We start from the raw sequence: 26815 nt of genomic DNA, 5'->3' as shown, positions 1-26815 counted from the left end.
GGAGGCACGTCATGGCCGACCGGTATCAGCAGTTCACCAAGACGCCGATCGGGAAGTTCCTGGTGCCCAAGCTCGGGCTGCCCAACCCGCCGGTGCTGCGCCGGTACCGCCCCGGCCGGCCCCCGCTCGATGGTCCCGCACTTTTCGGCGCCGCGCCCGGCGGACGGCTCGAAAAGACCGTGCCGAACCAGCTCGCGGCGGCCGGCATCACGGTGCTGACCGAGCAGGCGGGCGGCGACCAGCGCTACGGCGGCCTGGTGTTCGACGCCACCGGCATCACCGACCCCGCGCAGCTGCGCGAGGTGTACCTGTTCTTCCACCCGGTGATCCGCAAGATCGGCTACTGCGGCCGGGTCGTCGTGCTCGGCACCCCGCCTGAGCTGGTCGACGGCCGGGAGCGGATCGCCCAGCGCGCGCTCGAAGGGTTCGTCCGCTCGGTCGGCAAGGAGCTCAAGCGCGGCGCGACCGCCCAGCTCGTCTACGTCGCGCCCGGCGCCGAGGAGGCCGCCGAGTCGACGCTGCGGTTCGTGCTGTCCGCCAAGTCCGCGTTCGTGGACGCCCAGGTGATCCGCGTCGGCGCCACCGGCACGCCCGCGGTGCCCGCGATCGAGAACTGGGACAAGCCCCTCGACGGCAAGGTCGCCCTGGTCACCGGCGCCTCGCGGGGTATCGGCGCGGCGATCGCCGAGGTGCTCGCCCGCGACGGCGCGCACGTCGTCGGCCTGGACATCCCGGCGCAGGGCGGCGACCTGTCCGCCGTCGCCAACAAGGTCGGCGGCTCCGCGCTGCAGCTGGACATCACCGCCGCGGACGCGCCGGACAAGCTCGCGTCCTACCTGAAGGAGCGGCACGGCGGCGTGGACATCGTCGTGCACAACGCCGGCATCACCCGCGACAAGACGCTCGGCAACCTCACCGAGGGCGCGTGGGACGCGGTGCTCACGGTCAACCTGGTCGCGCAGCTGGCCGTCAACGACAAGCTGCTGAGCGAGAAGGTGCTTCGCGAGAACGGCCGCATCATCGGCGTCTCGTCGATCGCCGGCATCGCGGGCAACGTGGGCCAGACCAACTACGGCACCAGCAAGGCCGGCGTGATCGGCATGGTCGCCGACGGCGCGCCGAAGCTCGCCGAGTACGGCGCCACCATCAACGCCGTCGCGCCCGGGTTCATCGAGACGCAGATGACCGCGGCGGTCCCGCTGTTCATCCGCGAGGCCGGGCGGCGGCTGTCCAGCCTGGGTCAGGGCGGGCTGCCGGTCGACGTCGCCGAGACGATCGCCTGGTACGCCAACCCGGCCTCGGCCGCGGTGAACGGCAACGTGGTCCGCGTGTGCGGCCAGGCACTGCTGGGGGCGTGATGACGGGCAGTGACGTTCGTGAACTCCGCGAGGCGCCGAAGCTGGCGCCGTTGTACGCCAAGGCGTTGCTGCCGCACAGCGGTGGCGGCGGCCTGCCGGACACCGAATACGTGCGCGCGGGGGTCGAGTTCGACCCGGCGCACGTCGCGGCCTACAACCAGGTCTGCGGGTTCCGGCTGGGCGACGAGCTGCCGGTGACCTATCCGCACATGCTCGCGTTTCCGCTGCAGATGGCGCTGATGACGCAACCGGACTTCCCGTTCCCGTTGCTGGGCATGGTCCACGTCGCCAACCGCATCACGCAGCACCGCCCGGTGCGGCTGACCGACACCGGCACGGTGCGGGTGCGCGCGGAGAACCTGCGCCCGCACGAAAAGGGCCGCCAGTTCGACGTGATCAGCGAGTACACCACCGCCGACGGTCCGATTTGGACAGAAGTGAGCACGTACCTGCGGCGCGGTGGCGGCGAAGGCGGCGGCAAGCGCGAGCAGCTCGCGGCGCCCACGCCCAAGGCGATCTGGCGCGTGCCCGGCGACATCGGGCGCCGCTACGCGGAGGTGTCCGGTGACCGCAACCCGATCCACCTGCACCCGTTGACCGCGAGGCTGTTCGGCTTCCCGTCGGCGATCGCGCACGGCATGTGGACCAAGGCGCGGGTGCTGGCCGCGTTCGAGGGCAGGCTGCCGGAGGCCTACACGGTCGACGTGAAGTTCAAGCTGCCCGTGCTGCTGCCGGCGAAGGTCGCGTTCACGTCGTGGCAGACCGGCGACGGGTGGGCCTTCGAGCTGTGGGCCGCGAAGAAACCGAAGCCGCACCTGGAGGGGACGATCACTCCTCCGGGCGCCACACCGAACCCTCGATGAGGTCGTTGAACCCCAGCCACACCAGGTTCATCAGCCACGACGCGAGCACTCCGTCCGACACCTCGGAGTGATCGAGCCACCAGTCGGCCAGCGACTCGGCGGCACCCACGAGCGCCACGGCGAGGGCCGGGCCGGAGAACTCGGCCCGGTCCCCCAGGCCCTTCTTCATGCCCGCGGTGACCACGAGCGCGGTGACCACCTCGATGGCCCGCGAGCGCAGCACGGTGATCTCGTCGGCGAAGCGGCCGCCGACGGTCAGCGCCTGGCGGTGCAGCACCGTCCACGAGTCCCGGTACTCGGCGACGAAGCGGTAGAACGAGCGCAGGCCGTGCCACAGCTGCATGTCCGGCGGCAGTTCCGAGCGCAGGCCGTCGCGGACCGCCTCCATCAGGCGACCGGCCTCGCGGCGGATGCACTTGGCGAACAGGTCCTCCTTGGCGCCCAGGTAGGAGTAGATCATCGGCTTGGAGACGCCGGCGACCTCGGAGATCTCGTCCATCGACGCGGAGTGGTAGCCGTGCCGTGAGAACACCTCGACGGCGGCGTCCAGGATCTGCCGTTCCCGCACGGCCCTGGGCAACCGCCGCGAGCGCGGGGCCTTCACGTCTTCCGTCACGCCGAAACGCTACCTCTTCACCCGTTCGCCGGTAGAATCTCCGCCTGTGTCCGGCACAGTGGTCGACGCGTTCGCCCGCCAGATCGATCTGAGCAGGTTGTCCGCGGAGCAGTTCATCCAGCTGCTCGAAACTCTGCACATGCTGGGCTCGGCCGAGACCGGGGTGCACCTGAGCGGGCTGTCCACCGAAACCCTCGCCGACGTCGTGCGCCGCGCGTCGAAGGAGCAGCTCCGGGCGATCGCCGAGCACCCCGAACTGCGGATGGTGTTCCTGGAGGAGATCTTCCGCCGGATGTCGGACCACTTCCTGGCGGAGAAGGCGCGGTACTCGAGTCTCGTGGTGTGCTGGCGGTTCCCGGGCGGTTCCGGCATCGGCGGCTACGACCGGTTCCAGACGGTGATCGAGGACGGCCGGTGCTACTCGGGGACGGACCTGGGGCGCGAGCCGGACACGACGATCACCATCGCGCCGGACGACTTCTTCCGCGTGGCGACGGGCAACGCCGCGGTGGCGGCGATGTTCGTGACCGGGAAGGTCAAGGTGAAGGGCGAGTACGCGCCCGCGGTACGGCTGTCGGGTTACTTCGATATTCCCCGAGTCGGGTAGAGCGGCGCGAAGCGCCTCCGTTGAGGGTGGTGGTGGGCTGGCGAGCGGGGCCGCCTAGCCCTCGATGATCGGGCGGTTGGTGGTCTCCTTGTCGACCACCTCGCCGTCGACGACGATCAACCGGTTCGGCATGCGGCGTTCGGCGCGCTTGAGCCACGCCCGGCGCACGACGCCGCGGGTCGGCGGCAGCAGCAGGGCCAGCCCGGCGAGGTCGGAGAGGAAACCCGGGATCATGATGAGCAACCCGCCGAAGGCGACGAGCATGCCGTCGGTGATCTCGGCGTGCGGGGAGCGCCCGGCCCGCGCGGTGGCGAGGAACGCCTGAGCGGCGCGCGCCCCTTCCCGCCGGGCGAGCCACGACCCGAGGAACGCCCCGACGACGAGCAGCCCCAGGGTGCCCAGGAAGCCGATGAGCGAACTGACCGCCCAGACGGCAGCCACCTCGGCGACGATGTACAACAGCAACACGACAGCCATACCCGGTCAACGTTCCGAACCGGCGGATTTCTCCCGGGCCAGGGCGGCGAGGAACAGTTCGGCCTCGCGCGGGGTGGTCAGCAGGAGCTGCCGGGCGCCGGTGGCGTGCTCGGCGATCTTGCGCAGGGCCAGGGGCCGCGAGCGGCGGCGGAAGCGCCAGATCCAGACCAGGAACTCGAACGACAGGCGCTCCGGACACCCCGGCGCCTGCTTGTCCCGGCCCCGGTCGCGCAGGGCGCGCAGGACGGCGCGGCGCAGGCACATCCGCCGCGGCGGATCGAGCACGATGACGGTGTCCGCGGCGGCGAGCCGGATCTCCAGGCTACCGCCGTAGTTCCCGTCCAGGAGCCACCGCTCGCCGGCGACCAGGGCCCGCTGCCGCGCGGCGAACTCCGCGGCGGGCAGGGCACCCCGCGTCGCCGGGTCGCGGTCGTGCACGTAGCGCGGCGCGAGGTCGGGGCGGCGCGCCGCGGGGTGAACCGCCACGGCCTCCCTCATCACCACACCGCGCACGAGCACCACCCACATGCCCCTGACCTGGCACGACCCGGAAGCCCCCGAAACCGGGTTCGCTCAGGGCTTGCGGGCCACGCCGCCGATGACGCGCGACTCCGACGGCGCCCGCCGGAACAGGGTGTCGCGGTCCGGGTGCCACGACGGCGCGTACACGAGCCCGGGTTCGAGCAGCTCCCAGTCGCCGAAGAAGCGGGCGAACTCGGCGCTCGTGCGCAGCTGGCCCGGGTTGGTGGTGCCCTCGTAGTACTCCACCAGGTCGGCCAGCGCCTGCCGCTCCTCGTCGCTGCGTGGGTTCTCGTTCGTCATCTGCGACAGGACCAGCAGCGAGCCCGGCGCGAGGCGGCCGCGGAAGTAGGCGACGCGGCTGTCCGGGTCGTCGGCGTCCTTGATGAAGTGCAGCACCGCGTTGATGACCAGCGCGACCGGCTGCCGCGCGTCGATCATGCCGGTGTCCAGCACCCGCTCCCACAGGTCTTCGGCGTGCATGAAGTCCGCCGCGATCGCCACGTGCCGCGCGGGGTCGGCGGTGTCGGCCAGCAGCAGCTGCGAGTGGGCGAGCGCGACCGGCTCGTTGTCCACGTACACGACCCGGCTGTCCCGCTGCGGGCGCGCCGCGTCGGCGACGTCGTGCACGTTCCCGGCCGTCGGCAGGCCCGATCCGATGTCGACGAACTGCCGGACCCCCAGCCGCGCGCACTCCCGCACCGCGCGAGCCAGGAACTGGCGGCTGGTCTTCATGTACTCGCCGATCAACGGCAGCCTGCGGCGGATCTTCTGCGCGAACTCCCGGTCGATCGCGTAGTTCGTCGTCCCGCCGATGAAGTAGTCGTAGACGCGCGCCGCGGACGGGCGGTCCAGACTGTTCTCGACCGCGCGCAACGCCTCGTCCATGCCTCTTATGGTAGTGATCAACGAAGTGTGGGAGCAGCTCGCAACGAATTGTCTGATTGGACCCTGATGAGTGATTTCGTCCTCGTGCACAGCCCGCTCGTCGGACCCGCGACCTGGCAGCGGGTCGCGGCCGAACTGCGGTCGCGCGGTCACCGGGTCACCACGCCGTCCCTGCTCGGCGCGCTGGACGGACCGGGCCCGTACTACCCGAAGCTCTTCGACGCGGCCGCCGGACCGGGAATCCTGGTCGCGCACAGCGGCGCCGGAGCGCTGCTGCCCGGCATCGCCGCGCGGACGCACGCCCCACGCGCGATCTTCGTCGACGCCCTGCTGCCGCACCCGGGCCGCGGCTGGTTCGACACCGCACCGCCCGAGCTGGCCGAGCGCCTGCGCGGACTGGCGACCGACGGACGGCTCCCGCCCTGGCACGAGTGGTTCCCCCCGGGCACGGTCGAGGACCTGCTGCCCGACCAGCGAACCCGCGACGAGTTCCTGGCCGAGCTGCCCCGCGTCCCGCTGGCCTACTTCACCGAACCCGCGCCCGAGGCCGCCCTCCCACCCAGCGCCTACCTCCAGCTCAGCGCCGCCTACGACGAGGAGGCCCGCGAAGCCGCCGCACGCGGCTGGCCCGTGCAGCGCCTGGACGCCCACCACCTCGCCCCGCTGACCGCCCCCGCCGAGATCGCGGCCGCACTGGAACGGTTTGAGTAGAAGCACTCAAGACTTCCGGATCGCCAACCGCGACCGTGGATCAATGACGACGAAAACCACCTCGCCGACCACGGGCGCGTTCTTCGCGCAGTCGGCGATCTCGTTCGGCATTTCGCTCGCCGCGGTCGCGGTGGGCGTCGCCTACCTGCCCGTTGACGGCTGGGTCCGCGCCTTCCTCGCGATCGCGATGCTCTACGCCATCACCTCGGCGTTCACGCTGGCGAAGGTCGTGCGCGACCGGCAGGAGAGCAGCTACCTGATGAGCCGGGTCGACCAGGCTCGGCTGGAGAAGCTGCTCGCCGAGCACGACCCGTACCGCGAGCCGGCCCTGTGAGATTCCACATCTCCGGCCCGGGGAACAACCGGATTCCCGCAGGTCGTTGAACCGTTGCGTGGCATCAGAGCAACGCCGGGCGCGGGTGCGCGCGCCCGAACTCGCCGGGGACGTGTGGCTGAACACCGGGGGCGAAACCGTCACCCTGGCGCAGCTGCGCGGCAAGATCGTGCTGCTCGACTTCTGGACCTCGGGCTGCATCAACTGCCTGCACGTCCTCGACGAGCTGCGCCCGCTGGAGGAGGAGTTCGCCGACGTGCTGGTCACGATCGGCGTGCACTCGCCGAAGTTCCTGCACGAGGGCGAGGCCGCGGCCATCGAGGCGGCCGTCCGCCGCTACGAGGTGCACCACCCGGTGCTCAACGACCCCGACCTGACCACCTGGTCGCAGTACGCCGTGAAGGCCTGGCCGACGCTGGTGATCGTCGACCCGCAGGGCTACGTCGTGCACACCGCCGCCGGTGAGGGGCACGCGGAGGCGCTGCGCCGGGTCATCGCCGAGCTGGTCGAGACCCACGACGCGCAGGGCACGCTGCGTCGCGGTGGCAGCCCGTACGTGCCGGTCGAGGAACAGCCCGCCGACCTGCGCTTTCCGAGCAAGGCCGTGGCCACCGCCGAGGGCCGCATCCTGGTCGCCGACACCGGCAACCACTCGATCGCCGAGTTCGCCTCCGACGGCGAGACCCTGATCCGCCGCTTCGGCAGCGGCGAGCGCGGCCGCGCCGACGGCGCCTTCGACGTCGCGAGCTTCGCCGAGCCGTCCGGCCTCGCGCTGCTGCCCGCCGAGGTCGGCGACCAGGCCGGGTACCACCTGCTCGTCGCCGACACGGCCAACCACCTGCTGCGGGGCGTCGACCTGGTCACCGGCGAGGTCACCACCGTCGCCGGCACCGGCACCCAGTGGCGCGACGGCGACACCGACGGCGACGCGCTGTCCATCGACCTCACCAGCCCGTGGGACGTGGTCTGGTGGGAGCCCGCGGGCGGCGCGGTCGTCGCGATGGCGGGCAACCACACGCTCGGCCTGTTCGACCCGCGCACCGGCCGCATCTCCCGCTTCGCCGGCACCACCGTCGAGGGCCTGCGCGACGGCAAGCTCGCCGAAGCCTTCTTCGCGCAGACCTCCGGCCTGGCCGTCCAGGGCGACCGGCTCTGGCTCGCCGACGCCGAGACCTCCGCGCTGCGCTACGTCGAAGACGGCGAAGTGCACACCGCGATCGGCACCGACCTGTTCTCCTTCGGCCACCGCGACGGCGACGCCGCGGACGCGTTGCTGCAGCACCCGCTGGGCGTCGCGGTCCTGGCCGACGGCACGATCGCGATCGCCGACACCTACAACGGCGCGGTCCGCCACTACGACCCGGCGAGCGGCGGGGTCGCCACGATCGCGGAGAACCTCGCCGAGCCGTCCGGCCTGCTGCTCACCGGCGAGGCGCTGCTGGTGGTCGAGTCGGCCGCGCACCGCCTGACCGCGCTGCCGCCGGCCGCGGACGGGCAGCGGGTCGCCGGTGACGTGCTCGCCGTGCGCCGCCCACCGACCGAGCTGGCCCCGGGCACCGTCGAGTTCTCCGTGGTCTTCACCCCGCCGCCGGGCGAGAAGCTCGACGACCGGTTCGGCCCGTCGACCCGCCTGCAGGTGACCGCCGCGCCGCCCGAGCTGCTGGCCGAGGGCGAGGGCACCGGCACCGAGCTGACCCGCACGCTGAAGATCGCCGAGGGGCACACCGAGGGCGTGCTGCAGGTGGTGGCGCAGGCCGCGAGCTGCGACTCCGAGGCCGAGCACCCGGTGTGCCGGGTGACCCGGCAGGACTGGGGCGTGCCGATCCGGATCACGCCGGACGGGCCGGACCGCCTCCAGCTGATCCTCGCGGGGGCGTGAAGGCGCCCGCCAGCACGTCCATGGCCTGGTGGAACAACGTGACCAGGTCCGGATCCGAACCGGGCTGCCAGCACCCGATGGCGGCCCGGTTCGCGCCGATCACGGCCGCGGCCGTGGCCCGCACGTAGAGGTCGTCCGCCGCCAGCCCGGTGCGGGTGGCCAGTGCCTGCGCCACGGCTTCTTCGAGCGCCCGGTTCGCCTGCGCCACCCGGGGCATCAGCTCCGGGTGCTCGCGCAGCAGCAGCGTCCGCTCGCTCCACACCTCGGTGGCGGCCAGCTCGGCAAACCGCCCGGCGAACACCTCCCGCAACGCCGTCAGCGGCGGCTCGTCCGCGGGCCGGTCGACGATGCGTTGTCCCAGCGTGGTGGCCGCGATGTCCAGCGACAACACGGCTTCGTCCTTGGTCGCGAAGTAGTTGAAGAACGTCCGCGGTGACACCCCGGCGGCCGCGCAGATGTCCTCGACCGTCACCCCGTCCGGCCCGTGCCGGCGGTACAGCGTGACGGCCGCGTGGCGCAGCGCTTCGCGCGTGGCTTCCTTCTTGCGCTCGCGCAGACCGGTGGGCGGGCTCACGATTCTTACAGTACTGCATTTTTGCAGCGCCTGCAAAAAGTGATAAGCTGACAGCATGGCGGAACATGTCGACACCCAGGAACAAGAACCCGGAAAGCTCCGCACCCTGGCCGAAAGCCTGTGGTTCCCGGTCTTCTTCGCCCTCGGCTTCGTCTTCTGCTACCTGCTCGCGTTCCACTCGCCGTCCCCGCACCACATCGAGGTCGCCGTCGCCGACCAGACCGCCGCAGCGCGCATCGAGGCCGCGCTGAACCAGGCGAGCCCGGGCGCCTTCGACGTCCAGCCGGTCGCCACCGCCGAGCAGGCCCGCCAGGCGGTGCTCGACCGCGACGCCACCGCCGCCTACTCCGCCGACCCGGTCCACCCGACCCTGTTCGTCGCCAAGGCCGACGGCTACATGCTCGAATCGGTCCTCAACCAGGCCTTCGCCCCGATCGCCGCGCAGACCGGGCACGCGCTCACGGTCACCGACCTCGCGCCCACCGAGTCCGGCGACACGATGGGCACCGGCATGTTCTACCTGGTGCTGATCTGGAACATCCCCAGCTACATCGTCGTGATGATGCTGCTGCGGGCGGTCACGCTGAGCCGCCGCGCGAAGGTCGCCACGCTGGTCGGCTTCGGCGCCCTGCTCACCCTCATCGGTTACACCGGCGGCGTCGCGATGGACGTCATCCCGAACGACCCGGTCGCGATCCCGGTGGCGTTCCTGCTCACGCAGGCGGTCTCGCTCACCTCGTTCGGCCTGGTGCCGCTGGTCAAGCAGTGGTTCCCGGGGGTGGCGATGGGCCTGTTCGTGCTGCTGTCGATGCCCTCCAGCGGTGGCGCGGTGCCGATCCAGATGGTGCCCGGGTTCTTCCGCGCGCTGCACCCGTTCTTCCCGATGGGCAACCTCATCGAGGCCCTGCGCGGCATCTTCTACTTCGACGGCAAGGGTGTGTTGCGGCCCATCCTGGTGCTGTGCGCGTGGGTGCTGCTCGGCGTCGTCCTGATCGCCGGGCACAGCCTCCTGCAGCGCCGCCGGGCCGGCGTGGTCGAGGAGCCACCGGTGGAGGACCCGGCCCTGGAGATGCCCCGCCCGACCGCGGTCCCGGTGCACGACCGGCACTTCGGCGAGCCGGTGCCCACGCTGACCGGCGCGGTCCACGCGGACGACGGGCGGCCGGTGCCGGGCGCCGCGGTGACGGTGATGGACGGCCGCGGGCACCAGCTCGTCCGCACGACAGCCAACGACGAGGGCCGCTACGCGGTCGCCGGACTGCCCGAGCAGTTCGTCGATCTGGTGGTGTCCGCGCCCGGTTTCGAGGCGACCGCGAGCCGCGTGCTCGTGCGCGAGGGCGGGACCGCGCACCGGGACTTCACCCTGCGTGGACGGCAACCGCTGATCTCCGCGGCCCGCTGAGGGCACGTAGCATTACCGGCGTGTCGGAAGCCAAGAACTTGCCGGACGACGCGGCGAAGCTGGAAATCCAGATGCTGCACGACCGCGTCCTCGTCCGGGTCTCCGCGGAGGAGGGTGAGCGCCGCAGCAGCGGTGGCATCGTGATTCCGGCGACGGCCCAGGTGGCGCGCCGTCTCGCGTGGGGCGACGTACTGGGGGTAGGCAGTAATGTGCGTAACGTGAAGGTCGGCGACCGCGTGCTGTTCAACCCCGAGGACCAGCTCGAGGTCGAGGTCCAGGGCGAGGCGTACCTGGTGATGCGGGAGCGCGACATTCACGCCGTGGCCACCGAGCGCACGGACCACGGGACGGGCCTGTACTTGTAACGCGTCCGGGAGGAAGCGTGGGGCGGGAGGACCAGTACTGGCCGGAGCGGGACCCCGATTCCCTCCGGGACGCCGAAACCGCGGTCGGCCCGCGTCCGCCCGCCGAGTTCCTGCTGGACGAACCGCTCGACGCGACCGAGGACGCCCTGGTCGGGGAGCTGCTCGAGGTCGGTGACGCGCCTGCCGCGTCGCCGTCGCCGGGCAAGCGCTTCCTGGCGCGCGCGTTCATGGTCGCGGGCTGCCTGCTGGGCGTCGGGGTCATCCTCTACGCCGCGGACCTGATCGTCAGCGCCGGTGACGTGCCGCGCGGGGTCACGGTCGCCGGGGTCGAGGTCGGCGGGCTGAGCCGCGACGACGCCGAGACGAAGCTGCGCCGCGAGCTGGGCCCGCGCCTGATGGCGCCGGTGCCGGTCGAAGCCGGCGACGTGCGCACCACGCTCGACCCGGCGCAGTCCGGGCTGTCCGTCGACTGGTCCTCGACCGTCGCGCAGGCCGGGCGCCAGCCGCTCGACCCGGTGGACCGGATCACCTCGTTCTTCCGCACCCGCGAGGTCGGGGTGGTCACCGCGACCGATCCGGACGAGCTGCACTCCGCGATCGCGCGCCTGGCCGCCGAGCGCATCAACCACCCGCCGACCGAGGGCAGCATCGGGTTCGTCACGCTCCCCGGCACCGACGGCGGCGTGCACCCGTACCCGATCGAGCCGCGCAACGGGCAGGACCTGGCCGACGTCAAGGGCGCCGGGGACATCCTGCGCGCGACCTGGCTGGACAAGAGCGGCGTCCGGCTGCCGGTCGTGCTCACGCCGGTCAAGGTCACCTCGGCCGGCGTGCACTCGGCGCTGGAACGGCTGGTCGTGCCCGCGGTCGCCATGCCGGTCACGCTGCACGGCGAGGGCGCCGACGCGGTGCTCAAGCCGAGCGCGATCGCCGCCGCCCTGAAGTTCAGCCCGGCCGACGGCGGCGCCCTCCGGGTCGAGGCCGATCCGGTGAAGCTGCAGCAGGCGGTGCGCGATCCGCTGGCGACCACGGAGAAGCGCGGCAAGGACGCGCAGATCGTGTTCGCCGGTGGCGCGCCCGTGGTCCAGCCGTCCGAGGACACGCGCAAGATCGACTGGAACCGGACGTTCCACCCGCTGATGGACGTCCTCGCCAAACCGGACGGCCGGGACCTGGCGGTGCGCTACCAGACGACCCGCCCGCGGACGACGACCGAGGACGCGAACGCGCTGGGCATCAAGGAGGTCATCGGCGAGTTCAGCACCGGCGGCCTGTCCGGCCCGGCCGCGACGAACGCGCGGGTCATGGCGGAGAAGGTGCACGGCACGATCCTCCGGCCCGGCGAGACGTTCAGCCTCAACGCCCGGGTGGGCGCCCGCAGCCAGTCGCAGGGGTACGTGCCGGCGCCGGTGAACGAGGACGGGTTCGGCCCGGAGGTGATCGGCGGCGGCTCGTCGCAGTTCACCACTACCCTGTACAACGCGGCGTACCTCGCCGGCCTGACCGACGCCGGGCACACCGAGCACACCTACTACCTGGACCGCTACCCCGCCGGACGGGACGCGATCGCGATCGCCGCCGACGGGTCCGCGGTGGACCTGAAGTTCACCGACTCCCTGCGCAGCGGGGTGGCGATCCAGGCGTCGGTGTCCGGCGGCAGCGTGACGGTGAAGATCTGGGGCACCAAGCAGTACCGCGTGGAGTCCTCGACCGGCGCGTACTCGGACTTCCGGCCGCCGCCGCTGCAGCCCGGCGGCCCGGACTGCAGCCCGTCCAGCGGCCGTCCCGGCTTCACCACGAGCGACACCCGGGTGCTCTACGACGTGACCACGGGGGCCGAGGTCCGCCGCGACACCCGGACGGTCACCTACGCGCCGAAACCGGCCGTGGTGTGCGGGTTCGGGGTGAGTTCCGAGCCGGGGGACGCGACAACTCGGTAGCGGTGACGCCGGGTGCGATGACACCATCCGGCGGCATGGAGATCTTCGGTCCGGTGCTGGACGTGCGGCCGCTGTTCGGCCGCGAGCGTCACGAGTTGCTGACGTTGCTGGGTTCGCTGAGCGCCGAGGAGTGGTCGGCGCCCACGGTGTGTCCCGGCTGGACCGTGCACGACGTCGCCGGGCACATCCTCAACGACTACATGCGGCGGCTGTCCGGCGGCCGGGACCACTTCCCGGGGGCCGAGTTCGCCAACGACGAGACCCTGCCCGCCTACCTCGCCCGGGTCAACGACGAGTTCGTCCGGGCGATGCGGCAGTGCAGCCCCCAGCTGATCGTCCAGCTGCTCACCGCCCTCGGCCCGGACCTGGACCGGCTGTGGGAGACCTACGACCTGACCGCTTCCGCGGCCCTGGACGTGTCGTGGGCCGGGGACGGCCCGAGCCCGGCGTGGCTGGACATCGCGCGCGAGTACACCGAGTTCTGGGTGCACCAGCAGCAGATCCGGGACGCGGTGGGACGCCCCGGCGCCGATCAGCCGGAGCTGGTCGGTCCCGTGCTCGATGCGTTCATGCGCGCGCTGCCCCACACGCTGCGGGACGTGGTGCGACCGGAGGGCACGGTGGTGCGGGTGGTCCTCGACGGTGGCGGGACCTGGCACGCCCGGTCGGACGGACAGCGGTGGCGGATGGCCGACGGGGGCGACCCCGCGGCCACGGTCACCATGCGCCCTGGCGACTTCTGGCGCCTGGCCACGCGCGGCATCTCCGTCGAGGAGGCCCGCCGGCGAGCGGACACCGCCGGCGACCCCGACCTCGCCGGGGCCGTGACCACCCTCCTGGCCGTGATCGCCTGACCTAGCGCAGCACGAGGCAGTCGTCGAGGTCGTCGAGCCAGGGCGGGGTCTCCAGCCACCGGTTCCAGCGCAGGTCGAGCTTGACCAGCGGCAGCTCGGCGAGTCCGTCCGGCAGGGTGCGCAGCTCGTTCTCCCGCAGGTCCAGGTACCGCAGGTCGCGCAGCTTCCCGATCGAGGCGGGCAGCTCGGTGAGGTGGTTGCCGCGCAGGTGCAGCTCCCGCAGCGCGCTCAGCTCGCCGATGCTGTCCGGCAACTCGCGCAGGTCGTTGCGGTACAGCCGCAGCTCCCGCAGCTCGCGCAGGCCGGAGAGGTCCGAGGGCAGCGACTCCAGCCCGTTGTCCGTCGCGCTCAGGTATCGCAGGCGGCCGAGGCGGGTCAGCTCGTCCGGCAGTCTGGTCAGGCGGTTGTCCGAGAGGTACAGGTACTCGGTCAGGTTCGGCAGGTCGCCCAGCTCGGCGGGCAGTTCGGTGAGCTGGTTGTGGCCGAGGTCGAGCGTGTGCAACGCGGTCAGCCGCGCGATGGCGGCCGGGATCTTGGTCAGCCGGTTCGCGGCGAGGTTCAGCACGGCCAGCCGGTCCAGGTCCCACAGCTCGTCCGGCAGTTCGCTGAGCTCGTTGTCGTAGGCGCTCAGGTACTCCAGGCCCGCGGGCAGTTCCGGCAGCCGGGTGAGGCCCTGGTGGTCGAGGTCCATCGGGGGAACATACCGGCGCGATCACTGCGCGTACGTTCCGATACGCTCCGTCACCGTTTGCGAGAGAGGGAGGATCTTGATGAAGAAGTCCCTGGCCGTGTTGGTGGCGGCCACGGCGGTGGTGGTGCTGCCCGGGACGGTCGCGGCCGCGGAGGGCGAGCCGGCGCTGGTGCACGCCTCGACGCAGAACAGCTGCAAGCTGAACATCCGGGCGGGCGCGGACGTCGGCTCGGCGCTGCTGCACACGCTGACCTGCACGAACTACACGACGTGCGTGCACTCGCCGGAGCGGGACCTGCCGTGCGGGCAGGTGGTCAAGGGCGGCACGTACACCTGCGTCGGGTCCGACGGCAAGCAGCTGACCGACAACCGGTGGGCCGAGGTGCTGTGGCGCTCACCGCAGCAGTCGTTCGTGGCCGTGGGCTGCGCCGCGTTCCGGTCCTGACACACGAACGTGCCCCGGGAGGGCGGACCTTCCCGGGGCACGTTCGTGTGCGGTTACCTACTCAGTTTCCGCCGGCCGTACAAGCCGCTGACCAGCGAGACCCCGATCGCCGCGATGACCACCTGGGTGATCAGCTCGAGCCAGTCGAAGCCCTTGGTGTCGGCATAGCCGATGCCCCGCGCGATCGCGGTGCCGATGAACGCGGCGACGATACCGACGATGATCGTGAGCCAGATCGGGATGCCCTGCTTGCCGGGTGCAATCAGCCGACCCAGCGCGCCGATGATCAGACCCACGACGATCGCGCTGATGATTCCACCGATTGTCATCGCAACTCCTTCAGCTTCGGTGTGCTCACGGAGTACCTTCCCGCGCCGCTTTCAAACCCGCATATTTGCGGACGCTTATATACGCTTGGTGTGATACCCCGCAGGTGGACGTCTTCGCCGCGGTGGCCGAGCCCAGCCGGCGTACGCTGCTGGACCTGCTGGCCGAGGGTGAGCTGGCCGCGGGCGCTCTGGTCGCGGCGCTGCCCGGCCTGACCCAGCCCGCGGTGTCCCGCCACCGGCGCATCCTGCGGGAGTCCGGCCTGGTCGAAGTTCGCCCGGACGGGCAACGCCGGATCTACGCGCTGCGCCCGGAGGGCCTGCCCCGAGATCGACAAGTGGCTCGGCCTCCACCGCCGCCACCGGACGCGCCAGCTGCGGGCGCGGCCAGGAAGGGGCGCACCTCGAGCCGCTCGTGGATCGGCTTCCGGACCGTCCCCGGCGGGCGCCGCTCACTGTCGTACGGCACCCACCCCCTCCGGGGGGGCGGCGCCTGACCATCGACGAACTCGCCGTTCCCCTCCAGCCGGTCCGCGAAAGCCCGCAGGTACTTCCCCATCGTGGTCTCCTCGCCGATTTCGGCACCACCCGCCGAAAACCTTGGCGCGAACACGCGAAAGGCCCCCTCGCTCGGAGCGAGAGGGCCTTTCGCAGGGGATTACGGGGAGATCAGAACGCCGCCTCCGGGACCTCCATGAGGTCGTTGTCGGCGGCCTCGACGACCGCGCGGCGCGCGGTCAGCTCGGGCAGCACCTGCTTGGCGAAGAACGACGCCACCGCGATCTTGCCCTGGTAGAACGCCTGGTCCCGGGCCGAGGCGCCGTCCAGCTTGGTCAGCGCGACCTCGGCCTGGCGCAGCAGCTGCCAGCCCACCAGCAGGTCACCGGCCGACATCAGGAAGCGGACGGTGTGCTGGCCGACCTTGTACAGGTTCTTGACGTCCTCCTGCGACGAGGTCAGGTAACCGATCATCGCGCCGAGCATGCCCTGCACGTCCTCCAGGGCGCGCTTGAGCAGCTCACGCTCGTTCTTCAGCCGGCCGTTGCCCGCCTCCGACTCGATGAACTTGGTGATCTCGTTCGCGATGTAGCCCAGCGCCTGGCCCTTGTCGCGGACGATCTTCCGGAAGAAGAAGTCCTGCGACTGGATCGCCGTGGTGCCCTCGTACAGCGAGTCGATCTTCGCGTCGCGGATGTACTGCTCGATCGGGTAGTCCTGCAGGAAGCCGGACCCGCCCAGGGTCTGCAGCGACTGCACGAGCTGCTCGGTGGCGCGCTCGGAGCCCACCCCCTTGACGATCGGCAGCAGCAGGTCGTTGACCCGCTCGGCCAGCTTCAGCGAGTTCTCATCGCCCTCATTGGTCCACACCTGGTCCTGGAAGGACGCGGTGTAGAGGTACACGGCACGCAGGCCCTCGGCGTAGGCCTTCTGCAGCATCAGCGACCGGCGCACGTCCGGGTGGTGCGTGATGGTGACCCGCGGCGCGGTCTTGTCGGTCATCTGGGTCAGGTCCGCGCCCTGCACGCGCTCCTTGGCGTACTCCAGCGCGTTCAGGTAGCCGGTGGACAGCGTGGCGATCGCCTTGGTGCCGACCATCATCCGGGCGTACTCGATGACCTGGAACATCTGCGCGATGCCGTCGTGCACCTCGCCCAGCAGCCAGCCCTTGGCCGGGGTGCCGTGCTGGCCGAAGGTCAGCTCGCAGGTGGTGGAGACCTTGAGGCCCATCTTGTGCTCGACGTTGGTGACGAACACGCCGTTGCGCTCACCGAGCTCACCGGTCTCGGTGTCGAAGTGGAACTTCGGCACCAGGAACAGCGACAGGCCCTTGGTGCCCGGCTTGGCCTCGATGCCCGGGCCCTCGGGGCGGGCCAGCACCAGGTGCATGATGTTCTCGGTCATGTCCTGGTCGGCGGAGGTGATGAACCGCTTCACGCCGTCCAGGTGCCAGCTGCCGTCCTCCTGCAGCACGGCCTTGGTGCGGCCGGCGCCGACGTCCGAACCGGCGTCCGGCTCGGTGAGGACCATCGTGGCGCCCCACGCGCGGTCGATCATGATCCGCGCCCAGCGCTTCTGCTCCTCGGTGCCGTTGCGGTCGAGGATCATCGCGAAGTTCGGGCCCGCCATGTACATGAACAGGGCCGGGTTGGCGCCGAGGATCAGCTCGGCGGCCGCCCACTGCACGGTCGGGGGCAGGCCGAGGCCGCCCAGGTCGTTGGTGAGGCCCAGCCGCCACCACTCGCCGTCCCAGAGCTGCTGGTAGCTCTTCTTGAACGACTCCGGCAGCTTGGCCGAGAACGTCTTGGGGTCGTACACCGGCGGGTTGCGGTCGGCGTCGGCGAAGGACTCGGCCAGCGGGCCGACCGCCAGGTTGTTGAGTTCCTGCAGCGCGCCGCGCGCGGTCTCCTCGTCGGAGTCCGCGAGGACCCCCTTGCCGAGGCGCTCCTGCACGTTCAGCACCTCGAACAGGTTGAACTCGAGGTCTCGCACGTTGGACTTGTAGTGGCCCATGTCGTCGCTCCGTTGTCGATCGGGTTTCCGGCTGGGCGCATGCTGGTCCCCTACTGGCCGGTAACATCAGGATATTACCTGTGGGTAACCGCGGCAAGCGAATCCAGCCGGTTGTGACGCACGGATCGCGCTACCGGGAGCGGTACTCGACCACCCCGGGAGCCGACGAACCGGGCGTGAGCCGCTGCTCGGGGCCGTCGTCGGGCTGAGCCACGAGGATCCCGGCGCGGAAGGCGATCGTCACGGCGTGTGTCCGGTCGCGAGCGGACAGCTTGCGCAGGATGCTCTTCACGTGCGTGCGCACGGTCTCCACGGACAGGTAGAGGACCTTCGCGATCCCCGCGTTCTCCAGCCCTTCCGCCACGAGCTGCAGCACCTGGTACTCGCGGCGGGACAGCGGCATCTGCGCGCGGCGCACCGCGGCGGCGCTGGCGGACTGGCGGGCCGCGGAGACCAGCGTCGCCAGCGACGGGTCGACGTAGCGGCGGTCCAGGTAGGCGCGGCGGATGCCCTCGACGAGGCGCCGCGACTCGGCCGAGCGCGGGATCGCGGCGTGCACGCCGGCCGCGATGGCGTCGTGCAGGAAGGCGGGCGTGCGGTTGGCCTCGCGCACCAGCGCGATGACGATGAGCGCCGGATCACCGGCGATGAGCAGCTTGCTGAGGTGACCGTGCGGGTCGAGCCCGGAGTCGACGAGGATGACGTCGGGGTGGATCTGCTCGGCCAGCTGCAGCGCCCCGTGCGGGTTGATGGCCTGTCCGGCCCAATGCATCCCCGGCGTGCGCTGCACGAGCCCCGAGAGACCCTCGCGGTAGATGGGCACCGGGTCGACCGCCGCGACACCCACACTGCGGCCGGCCGATGGTCCCTGCGGCACCCGCGTGGGGTCGTTACTGCGCGTCATCACAAAACTCCGTCTCGGCAAGGCCGGTCGTGGGAGCACGCACAGCCCGGGCGGCCCGCCCCCCTCGACGTCCGCCCGGGCTACTGTGGCGTCTCGACCCGATCCTCCCTGCTGGAACCGGCCACGACCGACACCCGTCAATTGTGTGACCCGCCAGGGCCGTCCGCGTGACGCGGGTTCACCCGCTTGTGTCGTGAACTACTCTGAGTAAACCGCGTGGCGCAGGTGGGCGAAGGCTTCTGCGAGTGTCGTCGGCGTCCAGTGTGCGTTGAGACCACTCGGATTGGGCAGCACCCACACGCGTGTTTCACCCAGCGAATGCGACTGGCGCCCCACCGTCGCCGCCGGGCGGCCGAACGCCGTCCGGTAGGCGGTGATCCCGACGACCGCGAGCCAGCGCGGCCGGTACTCCGCGGCCTTCTCGGCGAGCCGCACGCCGCCGGCGCGGAGTTCGTCGGCGGTCAGCTCGTCGGCGCGCGCGGTGGCCCGGTTGACGACGTTGGTGATGCCGAGGCCCAGTGCGAGCAGTTCGTCCTGCTCGCTCGGGTCGAAGCGGCGTGGCGTGAAGCCGGACGCGTGCAGCGCCGGCCAGAAGCGGTTTCCGGGACGGGCGAAGTGGTACCCGGTGGCGCCGGAGTAGAGGCCGGGGTTGATCCCGCAGAACAGCACGTCGAGGCCGGGTGCGAGCACGTCCGGGATCGTCGTCCCCGCTGCTGCGGCGAGCTGTTCTCTGGTGGGCCGGGAGGAAACCATGCGAAGCCGGATACTAGCCGTCGCCGTGGACTGCCACGACGCCGAATCGCTCGCGCGGTTCTGGTCCCGCGCGCTGGGCTACGACGAGATCCGGCGCTGGCAGGACGACAAGGGCGTGGAATACGTCGACATCGGGACCGACGACCAGTGCATGCTGGTGTTCCAGCCGGTCGGCGAGGACAAGGTCGTGAAGAACCGGCTGCACCTGGACCTGGCGCCGGTGGCGGGCACCCAGGCCGACGAGGTGGCGCGGCTGACGGAGCTGGGCGCACGCGTGCTGTCGGACGATCCGGACCTGCCGTGGGTGGTGCTGGCCGACCCCGAGGGCAACGAATTCTGCGTGCTCCCGCCGCGGGAGGCGGGCTAGGCTGCGGGCGTGTTCTGCGTATGCGTGGCCCTGGACTGGTGGGCGTCGTCCGAGTGACGGCCGTCGTGACCCCCACTTCGAGCCGTCTCCGGACGGCCGTGCGTTCGAAGACGGCTCCCAGCACTGGAGCCTCTCGTGGAACCCCCGATCGAAGCCGGCGCCGATCTGCGCCCTGAAGTTGCCGTCCGGCTCGCCTCGCAAGGCGTCCGCCTGTTGTGGCGCGACGATTTCGTGGCCGCCCGCCGCCTGCTCGCCGCGATGGGCAAGCGGTTGCCCGCGCGCTCGCCGGATTTCTACCGCTACCGCCAGTCGCGCCGGAACCGGGCGCGCGTGCTGGGCATGCTGCTGGTCGAGGTCGGCCCGGACCTGCGCGTCGACCTGCCCCGCGCGCCGGACGTGCGGGCCGCCGTCCGCGCCGCCGGTGGTGAGCCGGGCCTGGAGCCGCTGACCGAGCTGCTCGGGATGCTCAGCGCGTACGAGTGGCGGGTGAAGGGCGTGCCGGTGGCGGCGCTGGGCGCGCGGATCCACCCGCACTACGGCGTGTTCTCCCCGACCCGGCAGGACTACGTGTCGCTGGTGGCCCGCGCGCCGCTGTCCGGCGTCCGGACGGCCTTCGACATCGGGACGGGCACCGGGGTCCTGGCCGCGGTCCTGGCGCGCCGCGGGGTGCCGGAGGTGGTGGCGACGGACATCGCCCCGGCCGCGGTCGCGTGTGCCAGGGAGAACGTGCGGCACCTCGGTTTGCCGCAGGTCAGGGTGGTGGCGGCGGACCTGTTCCCGCCGGGCCGCGCGGACCTGGTGGTGTGCAACCCACCGTGGCTCCCCGGCGCGGCGCGGTCGGCGTTGGACGCCGCCGTGTTCGACCCGGGCTCGCGGATGCTGGCGGGTTTCCTCGCCGGAGCGGCCGCGCACCTGACTCCCGGCGGCGAGGCGTGGCTGGTCTTGTCCGACCTGGCGGAGCTGGTCGGCCTGCGTACCCGCGCGGAGCTGCTGACCCGCTTCGAGGCGGCCGGGCTGACGGTGGCGGACCGCCTGGACGCACCCCGCCGGCGGCATCCAGGGGCGGACCCGCTCGCGAAGGCGCGATCCCAGGAGGTGGTGTCCCTCTGGCGCCTGCACCCCTGACCGGCGAACACTCGTCGCATGGACACCACTGCCGACGGCTGCCCGGTCGAGGTCTACCGCCTGCTGCCTCCGGCGGGGGAGGCGGAGATCGTGCACCGGGTGGCCCCGGCCGGCGCCGCGGTGCTCGACCTGGGCAGCGGCACCGGCCGCATCGCCCACCGGCTGATCGAGCTGGGCCACCCCGTCACCGCGGTCGACGATTCCGCCGAGATGCTGGCGCACGTGCGTGGCGCCGAGACGGTCCGCGCCCGCATCGAGGACCTTGACCTCCGGCGGCGCTTCCCGGTCGTGCTGCTGGCCAGCCACCTGGTCAACCAGCCGGACAGCCACGCCCTGCTGGCGACCGTGGCGCGGCACCTCGCTGACGACGGTGTCGCGGTCATCGAGTGGCACCCGCCGTCCTGGTTCGACACGGTCGCCGAGGGCGGCGGTCACCTCGGCGAGGTGCTGGTCAGCCTGACCGGCGTGGTCCGCGACGGGCCGCTGCTCAGCGCCACCGTCCGCTACCAGGCGCGCGGCCGGTCGTGGGAGCAGCCGTTCACCACCCGCCGGCTGAGCGAACCGGAGCTGCGCGCCCGCCTCGTCGAGGCGGGCCTGCGCTTCTCCCGCTGGTGCACCCCGGACCACCGCTGGTTCGCGGCCAATCGGGCGAAGGTGGCGCATTCACCACAACCCGGGTACGGTATGTGATCTGCCACACAAGCACGACGCCAAAGGAGGCGGCGTGGAGTTCGCGATCGTCCTCGGGCTCGTAGTCCTGGTCTTCCTGGCCGCCGGCGTGGTCGTCACCTGGGAGGACCGCAGGGCGGCCAGGCGCAAGGCCCACCAGCGGGCCGCGGCTCTGGCGCGCCTGGGTGAGGTGGACCCGCTCGCGCCGCGCCGGCTCGCGGACCGGCTGGACGGCTGACCGCAGCACGAGGAACAGCGTCGCGGCGATCCAGCCGAGCGCACCGCGCCGGTGAACCCGCGCTTCCACAGCAGCCGCGCGAACAACCCCAGCGGCACGAACGTCACGGCCAGCGCGAACATCGCCCGGATCCGCCCGAACCGGGCGTGCGGTAGCTGGGGAGGAACCACCGGGTCCGCCGAATCGGGCGAGAAGCCCGCCCGCGCTCACCGTCCCGGTCGAATGGCCGACCGCGTGCCCGACTTTTCACCGGGCTTCCACCTTTCGGGCCTGGTGATCGTTGCTCAGCGAAGGTTAGATCGCGCCGGTATGCCCCTTACCGGAGGAACGATGTCCCCTTCATCTCGCGTGCTGCGACGCTGCGTAGCGGTCACCGCCGCGACGCTGGCCGCCGTCACGGTCACGGCCGCGCCCGCGTCCGCCGCCCAGCCGCCCGGCACCACCGACGTCCGGCTGATCACCTTCAACGACTTCCACGGCAACCTCGAACCGCCGTCCGGCTCGTCGGGGCGCGTCACCCTGCCCGACGGCTCGACGGTGAACGCCGGCGGCGCCGCCTACCTGGCCACGCACGTCAAGCAGCTGGAGAGCGAGGTCAAGAACTCGGTCCTGCTGTCCGCGGGTGACAACGTCGGCGCTTCGCCGGTGGCCTCGGCGCTGTTCCACGACGAGCCGACCATCGAGTTCCTCAACGAGATGGGCGTGCGGGCCTCCGTCGTCGGCAACCACGAGTTCGACGAGGGCTACCAGGAGCTGCAGCGCATGCAGTTCGGCGGCTGCCACCCCACCGACGGCTGCCAGTTCCGGGACGAGTTCCGGGGCGCGGACTTCCCGTTCCTCGGCGCCAACGTGTACTTCGACAACGGCGCGCCCGCGCTGCTGCCGTTCACCGTGGAGTTCTCCGGCGGCCAGCCGATCGGCGTCATCGGCGCCACGCTGGAGGACCTGCCCACGGTCGTCCCGGCCGAGGCGATCAAGGGCCTGGAGTTCGGCGACGAGGTCGAGGCCATCAACCGCACCGCCGGCTGGCTCGACCGCCTCGGCATCAAGGCCCAGGTCGTGCTCCTGCACCAGGGCGACAACACGCGGGGCGGCGGCCCGGACTCGTGCACGGTCAACCCCGGCCCGGCCAGCCAGATCGCGAAGGGCGTGTCGGCGAGCGTCGACGCCATCTTCACCGGCCACAGCCACCAGCAGTACAACTGCTCGATCGCGGACCCGGCGGGCAACCCGCGCCCGGTGATCCAGGGCCTGTCGTTCGGCCGTCTGCTGTCGGTCGTCGATCTCAAGATCGACAAGCGGACGCGGGACGTGGTCCGCAGCGCCACCGTCGCGCACAACGAGATCGTCACCCGCGACGTCACGCCCGACCCCGCCGTGGCCAAGCTGGTCGACGAGGCCGTGACCAAGGCCGCGCCGATCGCCAACGAGCGGATCGGCACCATCACCGGCGACCTGAAGGCGGCCGGCGCCCCGTCCGGTGAGTCCACCCTGGGCGAAGTCATCGCCGACGCCCAGCTCGAGGCGACCGCCGCCAACGGCGCGCAGATCGCCATCACCAACCCGGGCGGCATCCGCGCCGACCTCAACTTCGCGTCCTCGCCCGCCGGCGAGGGTGACGGCGTGGTCACCTACGGCGAAGCGTTCGCCGTGCAGCCGTTCGGCAACATCATGCAGACGATCACGTTGACCGGCGCGAACCTGAAGAACGTGCTCGAGCAGCAGTGGACCGCCGGCGGCACGCGGATCCTGCAGATCTCCTCGACGCTGCGCTACACGTACTCGGCGTCCGCGCCGATCGGGTCGAAGGTGCAGAACATCACGGTCGGCGGCGTCCCGGTCGACCCGGCGGCGAGCTACCGGGTGTCGGTGAACAACTTCCTCGCCGGCGGCGGGGACGGCTTCACCGAGTTCACCAAGGGCACCGACCTGGCCGGCGGCCCGGTGGACCTGGACGCGCTGATCGCGTACTTCGGCGCGCACTCGCCGGTCGCGCCGCCCGCGGCCGACCGGATCACCGTCGTCGCGTAGTTCTCCGGTGTGCGGCCCGGTTTTCCCGGGCCGCACACCGTCACGCGCCGCGGACGGATTCCAGCCGGGCGCGGTCGATGTCCGGGCTGCGGTAGAAGCTTTCCGGGATCTGAGCCAGTTCCGAGCGGCGCAGTTTCCCGCCGAGGCCGTAGAACTCCTGGAAGCTCATGATCAGCGGCCGCCACCGGTCCGGGTCGATGCGGTCGGTGGTGCCGGGCATGCGGATTTCGTCGTGCACGTGGACTTTCTGCACCCGCAGCTCGAAGCACAGGATGTTGCCGCACTGCTGTTCGTCGTCGGCCGCGACCGGGTGGATTGCCTCCACCACGGCCTCCATGGCGACCGGGCACTCCGCGACGCGCGGGGGCGCCACCGTCGCCGACGGCGCCGGGGTCAGCCCGGAGACGCCGAACTTGTCCGGCTCGTAGCGGTAACCGCGCCGCAGCTTGGATTCCGGCACCTCGGCGGTCCCGGTGGTGCGGGCGAGCCGGTCCACCGCGTCGACCTCGTGGACGGACGGCAGGTTCAGCACGCATTCCCCGGTGCGGCGCAGGTTCCGCGCGGTCTGCGAGCGGGCGCCGACGCCGATGATCGCGCGCCAGCCGAGCCAGAAGGCCGACGAGATCGGGGCGAGGTTCACGGTGTCGCCGGTTGTGCTGACGAGCACCACCGGAGTGCCGAAGTACAGGATGTTCGGCTCGATTTCCACGTGTGTCACACGTTCAGCTTCACGATCAGCCGACGGTGCCGCTGGCGGAAAACGGACGCGTCGTTCGGCCGCCCGGACGACGCGTCCGCCACGGAGAGCGATCCCCGGTCGTCCCATTGAGCGATATTCGTGTTGGCCCGTATCGATTGCTCAAGGCGCGCGTCTTACCGGACGACAAGACTTGAATGACGGAGGTGGAACGGGTGACCTCGGAGCGGGCGCGGCCGGACGAGACCGACCTGCTGAGCCTGCACGAGGCTATCGCGGAACTGCACGCCTCGCAGGGCGACTTCCGCACGGCCTACGAGCACCTGAGGACCGCGCTGGGCATCGCGCGCACCGCCCGTCCGCCGATCCCGGAGCAGTTGCGCCGCGAATTCGACCGGCTCCGCCGCGAACGCGCCCAGGCCCGCGAGGAGAGCCTGCGCGACGCGCTGACCGCGGTCTACAACCGCCGTTACCTGGACAGCAGGCTCGCCGACCTGCTCGGCGACGCGCGTACGCCGCTGGCGGTGGCGTTGATCGACATCGATCTGTTCAAACGCGTCAACGACACGTTCGGTCACCTCATCGGCGACCAGGTGCTGCGGCGGGTGGCCGAGTTGTTGCGCGAGGGCGTGCCGGCGCCGGGTTTCTGCGCGCGGTACGGCGGTGAGGAGTTCATGCTCGTGTTGCCGGAGGTCCAGCCGGGGACGGCGCTGCGGATCGCCGAGCACGCCCGGCGGCGGGTGGCCGAACACGCCTGGTCAGAGATCTGCCCGGGGCTGGGCGTGACGATCAGCGTCGGGCTGTCGCACGAGCCGGTGAGCGGGCCGGAGCAGCTGCGGATGGCCGACGACCTCCTTTACGCCGCGAAGCACGCCGGACGCAACCGGGTCGCGTACCGGGAACGCGATGGTGTCCGCGTGCTTGAGCACTGTCAGTAATTGCGAGGGGGCGATTCCCCGTTTTGCCGGTGTGCGGCGTCACCCCGTTTGTCGCACTCGGCCCGCTTTGGCGCACGCTATGTAAAAAAATCAGCAGGAGGGTGTCGTCAGGACCGGCGAGTATCTCTACGATAACGATGCTCGCCGTCCCGGCGATCATCACTGAGACGGTCCCCTCCCGGCGGGCCGGCGTGACCGAGAGAGGAGACCGGGTGCCAGACGACCACGCCGCAGGCCCCGGTCACAGAGCCGACGACGGCTCAACCTCGAACGGCCGGCGACGCCGACGCTCACTGGACACGCACGGCGGCATCAACGTTTCGGACCTGGTCGCGCAGCACACCGGGTACCGCCCCCGGTTCGATGGTGGCCGGTCGAACGCGCACACGGCCCCGCCGGAGCAGGTCCCGCCGGTATCGCGGCGCACGGCACCCCCGGCGCGTCCGGAGCCCCGCGCGCCCGAGCCGCCGCCCCAACGCCGCTCCCCGGCCACCGGACGCACGCCCGCGGCGCCGGTCCCGCCGACGCAGCAACCCCGCCGAGCCGCCCCCTCACGACGCGCCGCGGCACCGGAGCCTCCGAACGGCTTCGCGAGCCCGCCACGCCCGGAGCCCCGCCCCGCGGGTGGTTTCGGAGAGACCCCGGAACTGTCGAACGGCGCCGCACACCCGAACGGCAGCCGCGGCGAGTCGCGCCACGCGAGTGGCTTCGCGGCGGCCCCGGAGGTGTCGAACGGTGCCGCGCACCCCAGCGGCAGCCGCGGCGAGTCGCGCCACGCGAGTGGCTTCGCGGCGGCCCCGGAGGTGTCGAACGGTGCCGCGCACCCCAGCGGCAGCCGCGGCGAGTCGCGCCACGCGAGTGGCTTCGCGGCGGCCCCGGAGGTGTCGAACGGTGCCGCGCACCCGAACGGCAACCGTGGCGAGTCGCGCCACGCGAGTGGCTTCGCGGCGGCCCCGGAGGTGTCGAACGGTGCCGCGCACCCGAACGGCAACCGTGGCGAGTCGCGCCACGCGAGTGGCTTCGCGGCCCCGGAGACCTCCAGCCGAGCCGCTGCACCGGGGCGCCACGCGACCGGTTTCGCGGAAGCGCAACCCGCCAACGGAGCAACCGCGCCGAGCCGCCACCCCGATGCCGCCCTCCACGTCAACGGCACCGGGGCCCCCGCTCGCCCCGGGGGCGCCCCACAACCACCAACCCGCACGGAGGCCCGCCAACCGAGCAGCTTCGCGGAAGCGCCGCAGCCCTCCGCCCGCGCCGAAGCCCCGCGGCACCCGAGCGGTTTCACGGAGGCACCGCAGCCCTCGTCTCGGGCCGAGGCCCCGCGGCACGGGACTGGTTCCACCGCGGCGCCGAACGGCGCCGAAGCTCCTGCCCGCCGCCCCGGCGCGCCGCAGCCATCCAGCCGCACCGAAGCGCCGGCCCACCCGAGTGGCTTCGCATCAGCGCAGCCTTCGGGCCGCGCCGAGGCGCCCCGCCACCCCAGCGGTTTCGCGGAGGCGCCGCAGCCTTCGGGCCGCGCCGAGACGCCGCAGCCTTCCGGCCGCGCCGAGGCCCCTCGCCACCCCAGCGGCTTCGCCGAGCTTCCGCCGCTGAACGGCGCCGACGCGCCCGCCCGTCGCGGCGGCAATCCGTTGGAGACCTCCCAGCCTTCCGGCCGCGCCGACGCGCCCCGCCACCCCAGCGGCTTCGCCGAGGCGCCGCAGCCGAACGCTGCCGAGGTGCCTCCCCGGCCC

General features: G+C 71.8%; 29 protein-coding genes. 18 read left to right on the top strand and 11 right to left on the bottom strand.

Annotation, left to right across the window (positions count from 1 at the left end):
- Positions 1–11: 11 nt before the first annotated feature.
- The gene (locus tag D0D15_RS11655; RefSeq protein ID WP_094003209.1) at positions 12–1358 is read left to right on the top strand and encodes a 3-oxoacyl-ACP reductase; all 1347 of its coding nucleotides are present in this window, start codon (positions 12–14) and stop codon (positions 1356–1358) included.
- A complete protein-coding gene (locus tag D0D15_RS11650; RefSeq protein WP_094003292.1) occupies positions 1358–2221 on the top strand; it encodes a MaoC family dehydratase in 864 nt (287 codons plus the stop codon). Before D0D15_RS11655 ends, D0D15_RS11650 begins: the two co-directional genes overlap by 1 nt.
- Here the strand turns inward: D0D15_RS11650 and D0D15_RS11645 are convergent.
- A complete protein-coding gene (locus tag D0D15_RS11645; RefSeq protein ID WP_094003208.1) occupies positions 2187–2837 on the bottom strand; it encodes a TetR/AcrR family transcriptional regulator in 651 nt (216 codons plus the stop codon). The two genes, D0D15_RS11650 and D0D15_RS11645, sit on opposite strands and share 35 nt — an antisense overlap.
- A 46-nt stretch (positions 2838–2883) precedes the next feature.
- On the opposite strand from D0D15_RS11645, the gene D0D15_RS11640 reads away from it, so the two are divergent.
- Positions 2884–3444 carry an SCP2 sterol-binding domain-containing protein gene (locus tag D0D15_RS11640; RefSeq protein ID WP_094003207.1) on the top strand — a complete coding sequence of 187 codons (561 nt, stop codon included), beginning with the start codon at positions 2884–2886 and terminating at the stop codon, positions 3442–3444.
- Positions 3445–3498: 54 nt separating this feature from the next.
- On the opposite strand, the gene D0D15_RS11635 is transcribed toward D0D15_RS11640, so the two are convergent.
- The 3 genes from D0D15_RS11635 to D0D15_RS11625 all read right to left on the bottom strand — a co-directional run bounded on the left by D0D15_RS11635 (position 3499) and on the right by D0D15_RS11625 (position 5328).
- Positions 3499–3921: an FxsA family protein gene (locus D0D15_RS11635; RefSeq protein WP_094003206.1), complete on the bottom strand. Its 423-nt coding sequence runs from the start codon at positions 3919–3921 to the stop codon at positions 3499–3501.
- Between the two features lie 6 nt (positions 3922–3927).
- Positions 3928–4419 carry a P-loop NTPase family protein gene (locus D0D15_RS11630; RefSeq protein ID WP_198958106.1) on the bottom strand — a complete coding sequence of 164 codons (492 nt, stop codon included), beginning with the start codon at positions 4417–4419 and terminating at the stop codon, positions 3928–3930.
- Positions 4420–4494: 75 nt separating this feature from the next.
- Complete coding sequence (locus D0D15_RS11625) at positions 4495–5328, bottom strand: SAM-dependent methyltransferase (protein WP_094003205.1); 834 nt, start codon at positions 5326–5328, stop codon at positions 4495–4497.
- 66 nt (positions 5329–5394) lie between these two features.
- Between D0D15_RS11625 and D0D15_RS11620 the strand changes: the two genes are divergently transcribed.
- The 3 genes from D0D15_RS11620 to D0D15_RS11610 all read left to right on the top strand — a co-directional run bounded on the left by D0D15_RS11620 (position 5395) and on the right by D0D15_RS11610 (position 8252).
- Positions 5395–6039 (top strand): alpha/beta hydrolase, encoded by a 645-nt coding sequence (locus D0D15_RS11620; protein WP_094003204.1) that lies wholly within the window; start codon positions 5395–5397, stop codon positions 6037–6039.
- Between the two features lie 43 nt (positions 6040–6082).
- Entirely contained in the window at positions 6083–6373 is a 291-nt protein-coding gene (locus D0D15_RS11615) for a YiaA/YiaB family inner membrane protein (protein ID WP_094003203.1), read from the top strand.
- A gap of 85 nt (positions 6374–6458) precedes the next feature.
- Positions 6459–8252 (top strand): NHL domain-containing thioredoxin family protein, encoded by a 1794-nt coding sequence (locus D0D15_RS11610; protein WP_115944422.1) that lies wholly within the window; start codon positions 6459–6461, stop codon positions 8250–8252.
- Here D0D15_RS11610 and D0D15_RS11605 read toward each other — a convergent pair.
- The gene (locus D0D15_RS11605; protein ID WP_094003201.1) at positions 8203–8826 is read right to left on the bottom strand and encodes a TetR/AcrR family transcriptional regulator; all 624 of its coding nucleotides are present in this window, start codon (positions 8824–8826) and stop codon (positions 8203–8205) included. The two genes, D0D15_RS11610 and D0D15_RS11605, sit on opposite strands and share 50 nt — an antisense overlap.
- A gap of 55 nt (positions 8827–8881) precedes the next feature.
- Between D0D15_RS11605 and D0D15_RS11600 the strand changes: the two genes are divergently transcribed.
- The 4 genes from D0D15_RS11600 to D0D15_RS11585 all read left to right on the top strand — a co-directional run bounded on the left by D0D15_RS11600 (position 8882) and on the right by D0D15_RS11585 (position 13387).
- A complete protein-coding gene (locus tag D0D15_RS11600) occupies positions 8882–10228 on the top strand; it encodes a carboxypeptidase regulatory-like domain-containing protein (RefSeq protein ID WP_094003200.1) in 1347 nt (448 codons plus the stop codon).
- A gap of 71 nt (positions 10229–10299) precedes the next feature.
- Positions 10300–10593 carry a GroES family chaperonin gene (locus D0D15_RS11595; RefSeq protein WP_094003291.1) on the top strand — a complete coding sequence of 98 codons (294 nt, stop codon included), beginning with the start codon at positions 10300–10302 and terminating at the stop codon, positions 10591–10593.
- Positions 10594–10610: 17 nt separating this feature from the next.
- Positions 10611–12533, top strand: a complete 1923-nt coding sequence (locus D0D15_RS11590) for a VanW family protein (protein ID WP_115944421.1) — start codon at positions 10611–10613, stop codon at positions 12531–12533.
- A gap of 35 nt (positions 12534–12568) precedes the next feature.
- On the top strand, positions 12569–13387 hold the full coding sequence (locus tag D0D15_RS11585; protein WP_094003198.1) for a maleylpyruvate isomerase family mycothiol-dependent enzyme: 819 nt from the start codon (positions 12569–12571) through the stop codon (positions 13385–13387).
- A gap of 1 nt (position 13388) precedes the next feature.
- Here the strand turns inward: D0D15_RS11585 and D0D15_RS11580 are convergent, their stop codons facing one another.
- Positions 13389–14078, bottom strand: a complete 690-nt coding sequence (locus D0D15_RS11580) for a leucine-rich repeat domain-containing protein (RefSeq protein WP_094003197.1) — start codon at positions 14076–14078, stop codon at positions 13389–13391.
- Between the two features lie 79 nt (positions 14079–14157).
- Here D0D15_RS11580 and D0D15_RS11575 point away from each other — a divergent pair, with 79 nt between their 5' ends.
- The gene (locus tag D0D15_RS11575) at positions 14158–14523 is read left to right on the top strand and encodes a hypothetical protein (RefSeq protein WP_094003196.1); all 366 of its coding nucleotides are present in this window, start codon (positions 14158–14160) and stop codon (positions 14521–14523) included.
- A gap of 53 nt (positions 14524–14576) precedes the next feature.
- Here the strand turns inward: D0D15_RS11575 and D0D15_RS11570 are convergent, their stop codons facing one another.
- Positions 14577–14852 (bottom strand): GlsB/YeaQ/YmgE family stress response membrane protein, encoded by a 276-nt coding sequence (locus D0D15_RS11570; RefSeq protein WP_094003195.1) that lies wholly within the window; start codon positions 14850–14852, stop codon positions 14577–14579.
- Between the two features lie 104 nt (positions 14853–14956).
- On the opposite strand from D0D15_RS11570, the gene D0D15_RS37790 reads away from it, so the two are divergent.
- Entirely contained in the window at positions 14957–15346 is a 390-nt protein-coding gene (locus tag D0D15_RS37790; protein WP_369806730.1) for an ArsR/SmtB family transcription factor, read from the top strand.
- Positions 15347–15518: 172 nt separating this feature from the next.
- Here the strand turns inward: D0D15_RS37790 and D0D15_RS11560 are convergent, their stop codons facing one another.
- The 3 genes from D0D15_RS11560 to mug all read right to left on the bottom strand — a co-directional run bounded on the left by D0D15_RS11560 (position 15519) and on the right by mug (position 19017).
- Complete coding sequence (locus D0D15_RS11560) at positions 15519–17360, bottom strand: acyl-CoA dehydrogenase (protein WP_094003194.1); 1842 nt, start codon at positions 17358–17360, stop codon at positions 15519–15521.
- Between the two features lie 130 nt (positions 17361–17490).
- On the bottom strand, positions 17491–18264 hold the full coding sequence (locus tag D0D15_RS11555; protein WP_094003193.1) for a response regulator transcription factor: 774 nt from the start codon (positions 18262–18264) through the stop codon (positions 17491–17493).
- A 198-nt stretch (positions 18265–18462) separates the two neighbouring features.
- The gene (gene mug, locus D0D15_RS11550) at positions 18463–19017 is read right to left on the bottom strand and encodes a G/U mismatch-specific DNA glycosylase (protein ID WP_094003192.1); all 555 of its coding nucleotides are present in this window, start codon (positions 19015–19017) and stop codon (positions 18463–18465) included.
- Between mug and D0D15_RS11545 the strand changes: the two genes are divergently transcribed.
- The 5 genes from D0D15_RS11545 (at position 19016) to D0D15_RS11520 (ending at position 23447) form a co-directional block, all read left to right on the top strand.
- Positions 19016–19384, top strand: coding sequence for a VOC family protein (locus tag D0D15_RS11545; protein ID WP_094003191.1), 369 nt, complete (start codon positions 19016–19018; stop codon positions 19382–19384). The two genes, mug and D0D15_RS11545, sit on opposite strands and share 2 nt — an antisense overlap.
- Before the next feature lie 135 nt (positions 19385–19519).
- Positions 19520–20509: a methyltransferase gene (locus D0D15_RS11540; protein ID WP_115944420.1), complete on the top strand. Its 990-nt coding sequence runs from the start codon at positions 19520–19522 to the stop codon at positions 20507–20509.
- Between the two features lie 18 nt (positions 20510–20527).
- Positions 20528–21199, top strand: a complete 672-nt coding sequence (locus tag D0D15_RS11535) for a class I SAM-dependent methyltransferase (RefSeq protein WP_094003189.1) — start codon at positions 20528–20530, stop codon at positions 21197–21199.
- A gap of 34 nt (positions 21200–21233) precedes the next feature.
- Complete coding sequence (locus D0D15_RS11530) at positions 21234–21416, top strand: hypothetical protein (RefSeq protein ID WP_020422222.1); 183 nt, start codon at positions 21234–21236, stop codon at positions 21414–21416.
- Positions 21417–21746: 330 nt separating this feature from the next.
- Positions 21747–23447: a bifunctional metallophosphatase/5'-nucleotidase gene (locus D0D15_RS11520; RefSeq protein WP_094003188.1), complete on the top strand. Its 1701-nt coding sequence runs from the start codon at positions 21747–21749 to the stop codon at positions 23445–23447.
- A gap of 40 nt (positions 23448–23487) precedes the next feature.
- Here the strand turns inward: D0D15_RS11520 and D0D15_RS11515 are convergent, their stop codons facing one another.
- Positions 23488–24165, bottom strand: coding sequence for a flavin reductase family protein (locus tag D0D15_RS11515; RefSeq protein WP_233157018.1), 678 nt, complete (start codon positions 24163–24165; stop codon positions 23488–23490).
- Positions 24166–24341: 176 nt separating this feature from the next.
- On the opposite strand from D0D15_RS11515, the gene D0D15_RS11510 reads away from it, so the two are divergent.
- Positions 24342–25082, top strand: a complete 741-nt coding sequence (locus D0D15_RS11510; protein ID WP_094003186.1) for a GGDEF domain-containing protein — start codon at positions 24342–24344, stop codon at positions 25080–25082.
- Positions 25083–26815: the final 1733 nt, after the last annotated feature.

This window comes from Amycolatopsis thermalba (genome assembly GCF_003385215.1).
Taxonomy (GTDB): Bacteria; Actinomycetota; Actinomycetes; order Mycobacteriales; family Pseudonocardiaceae; genus Amycolatopsis_E; species Amycolatopsis_E thermalba.
Note: the sequence above shows the minus strand (reverse complement) of the source record. Positions and strands in the feature narration are given on the sequence as shown.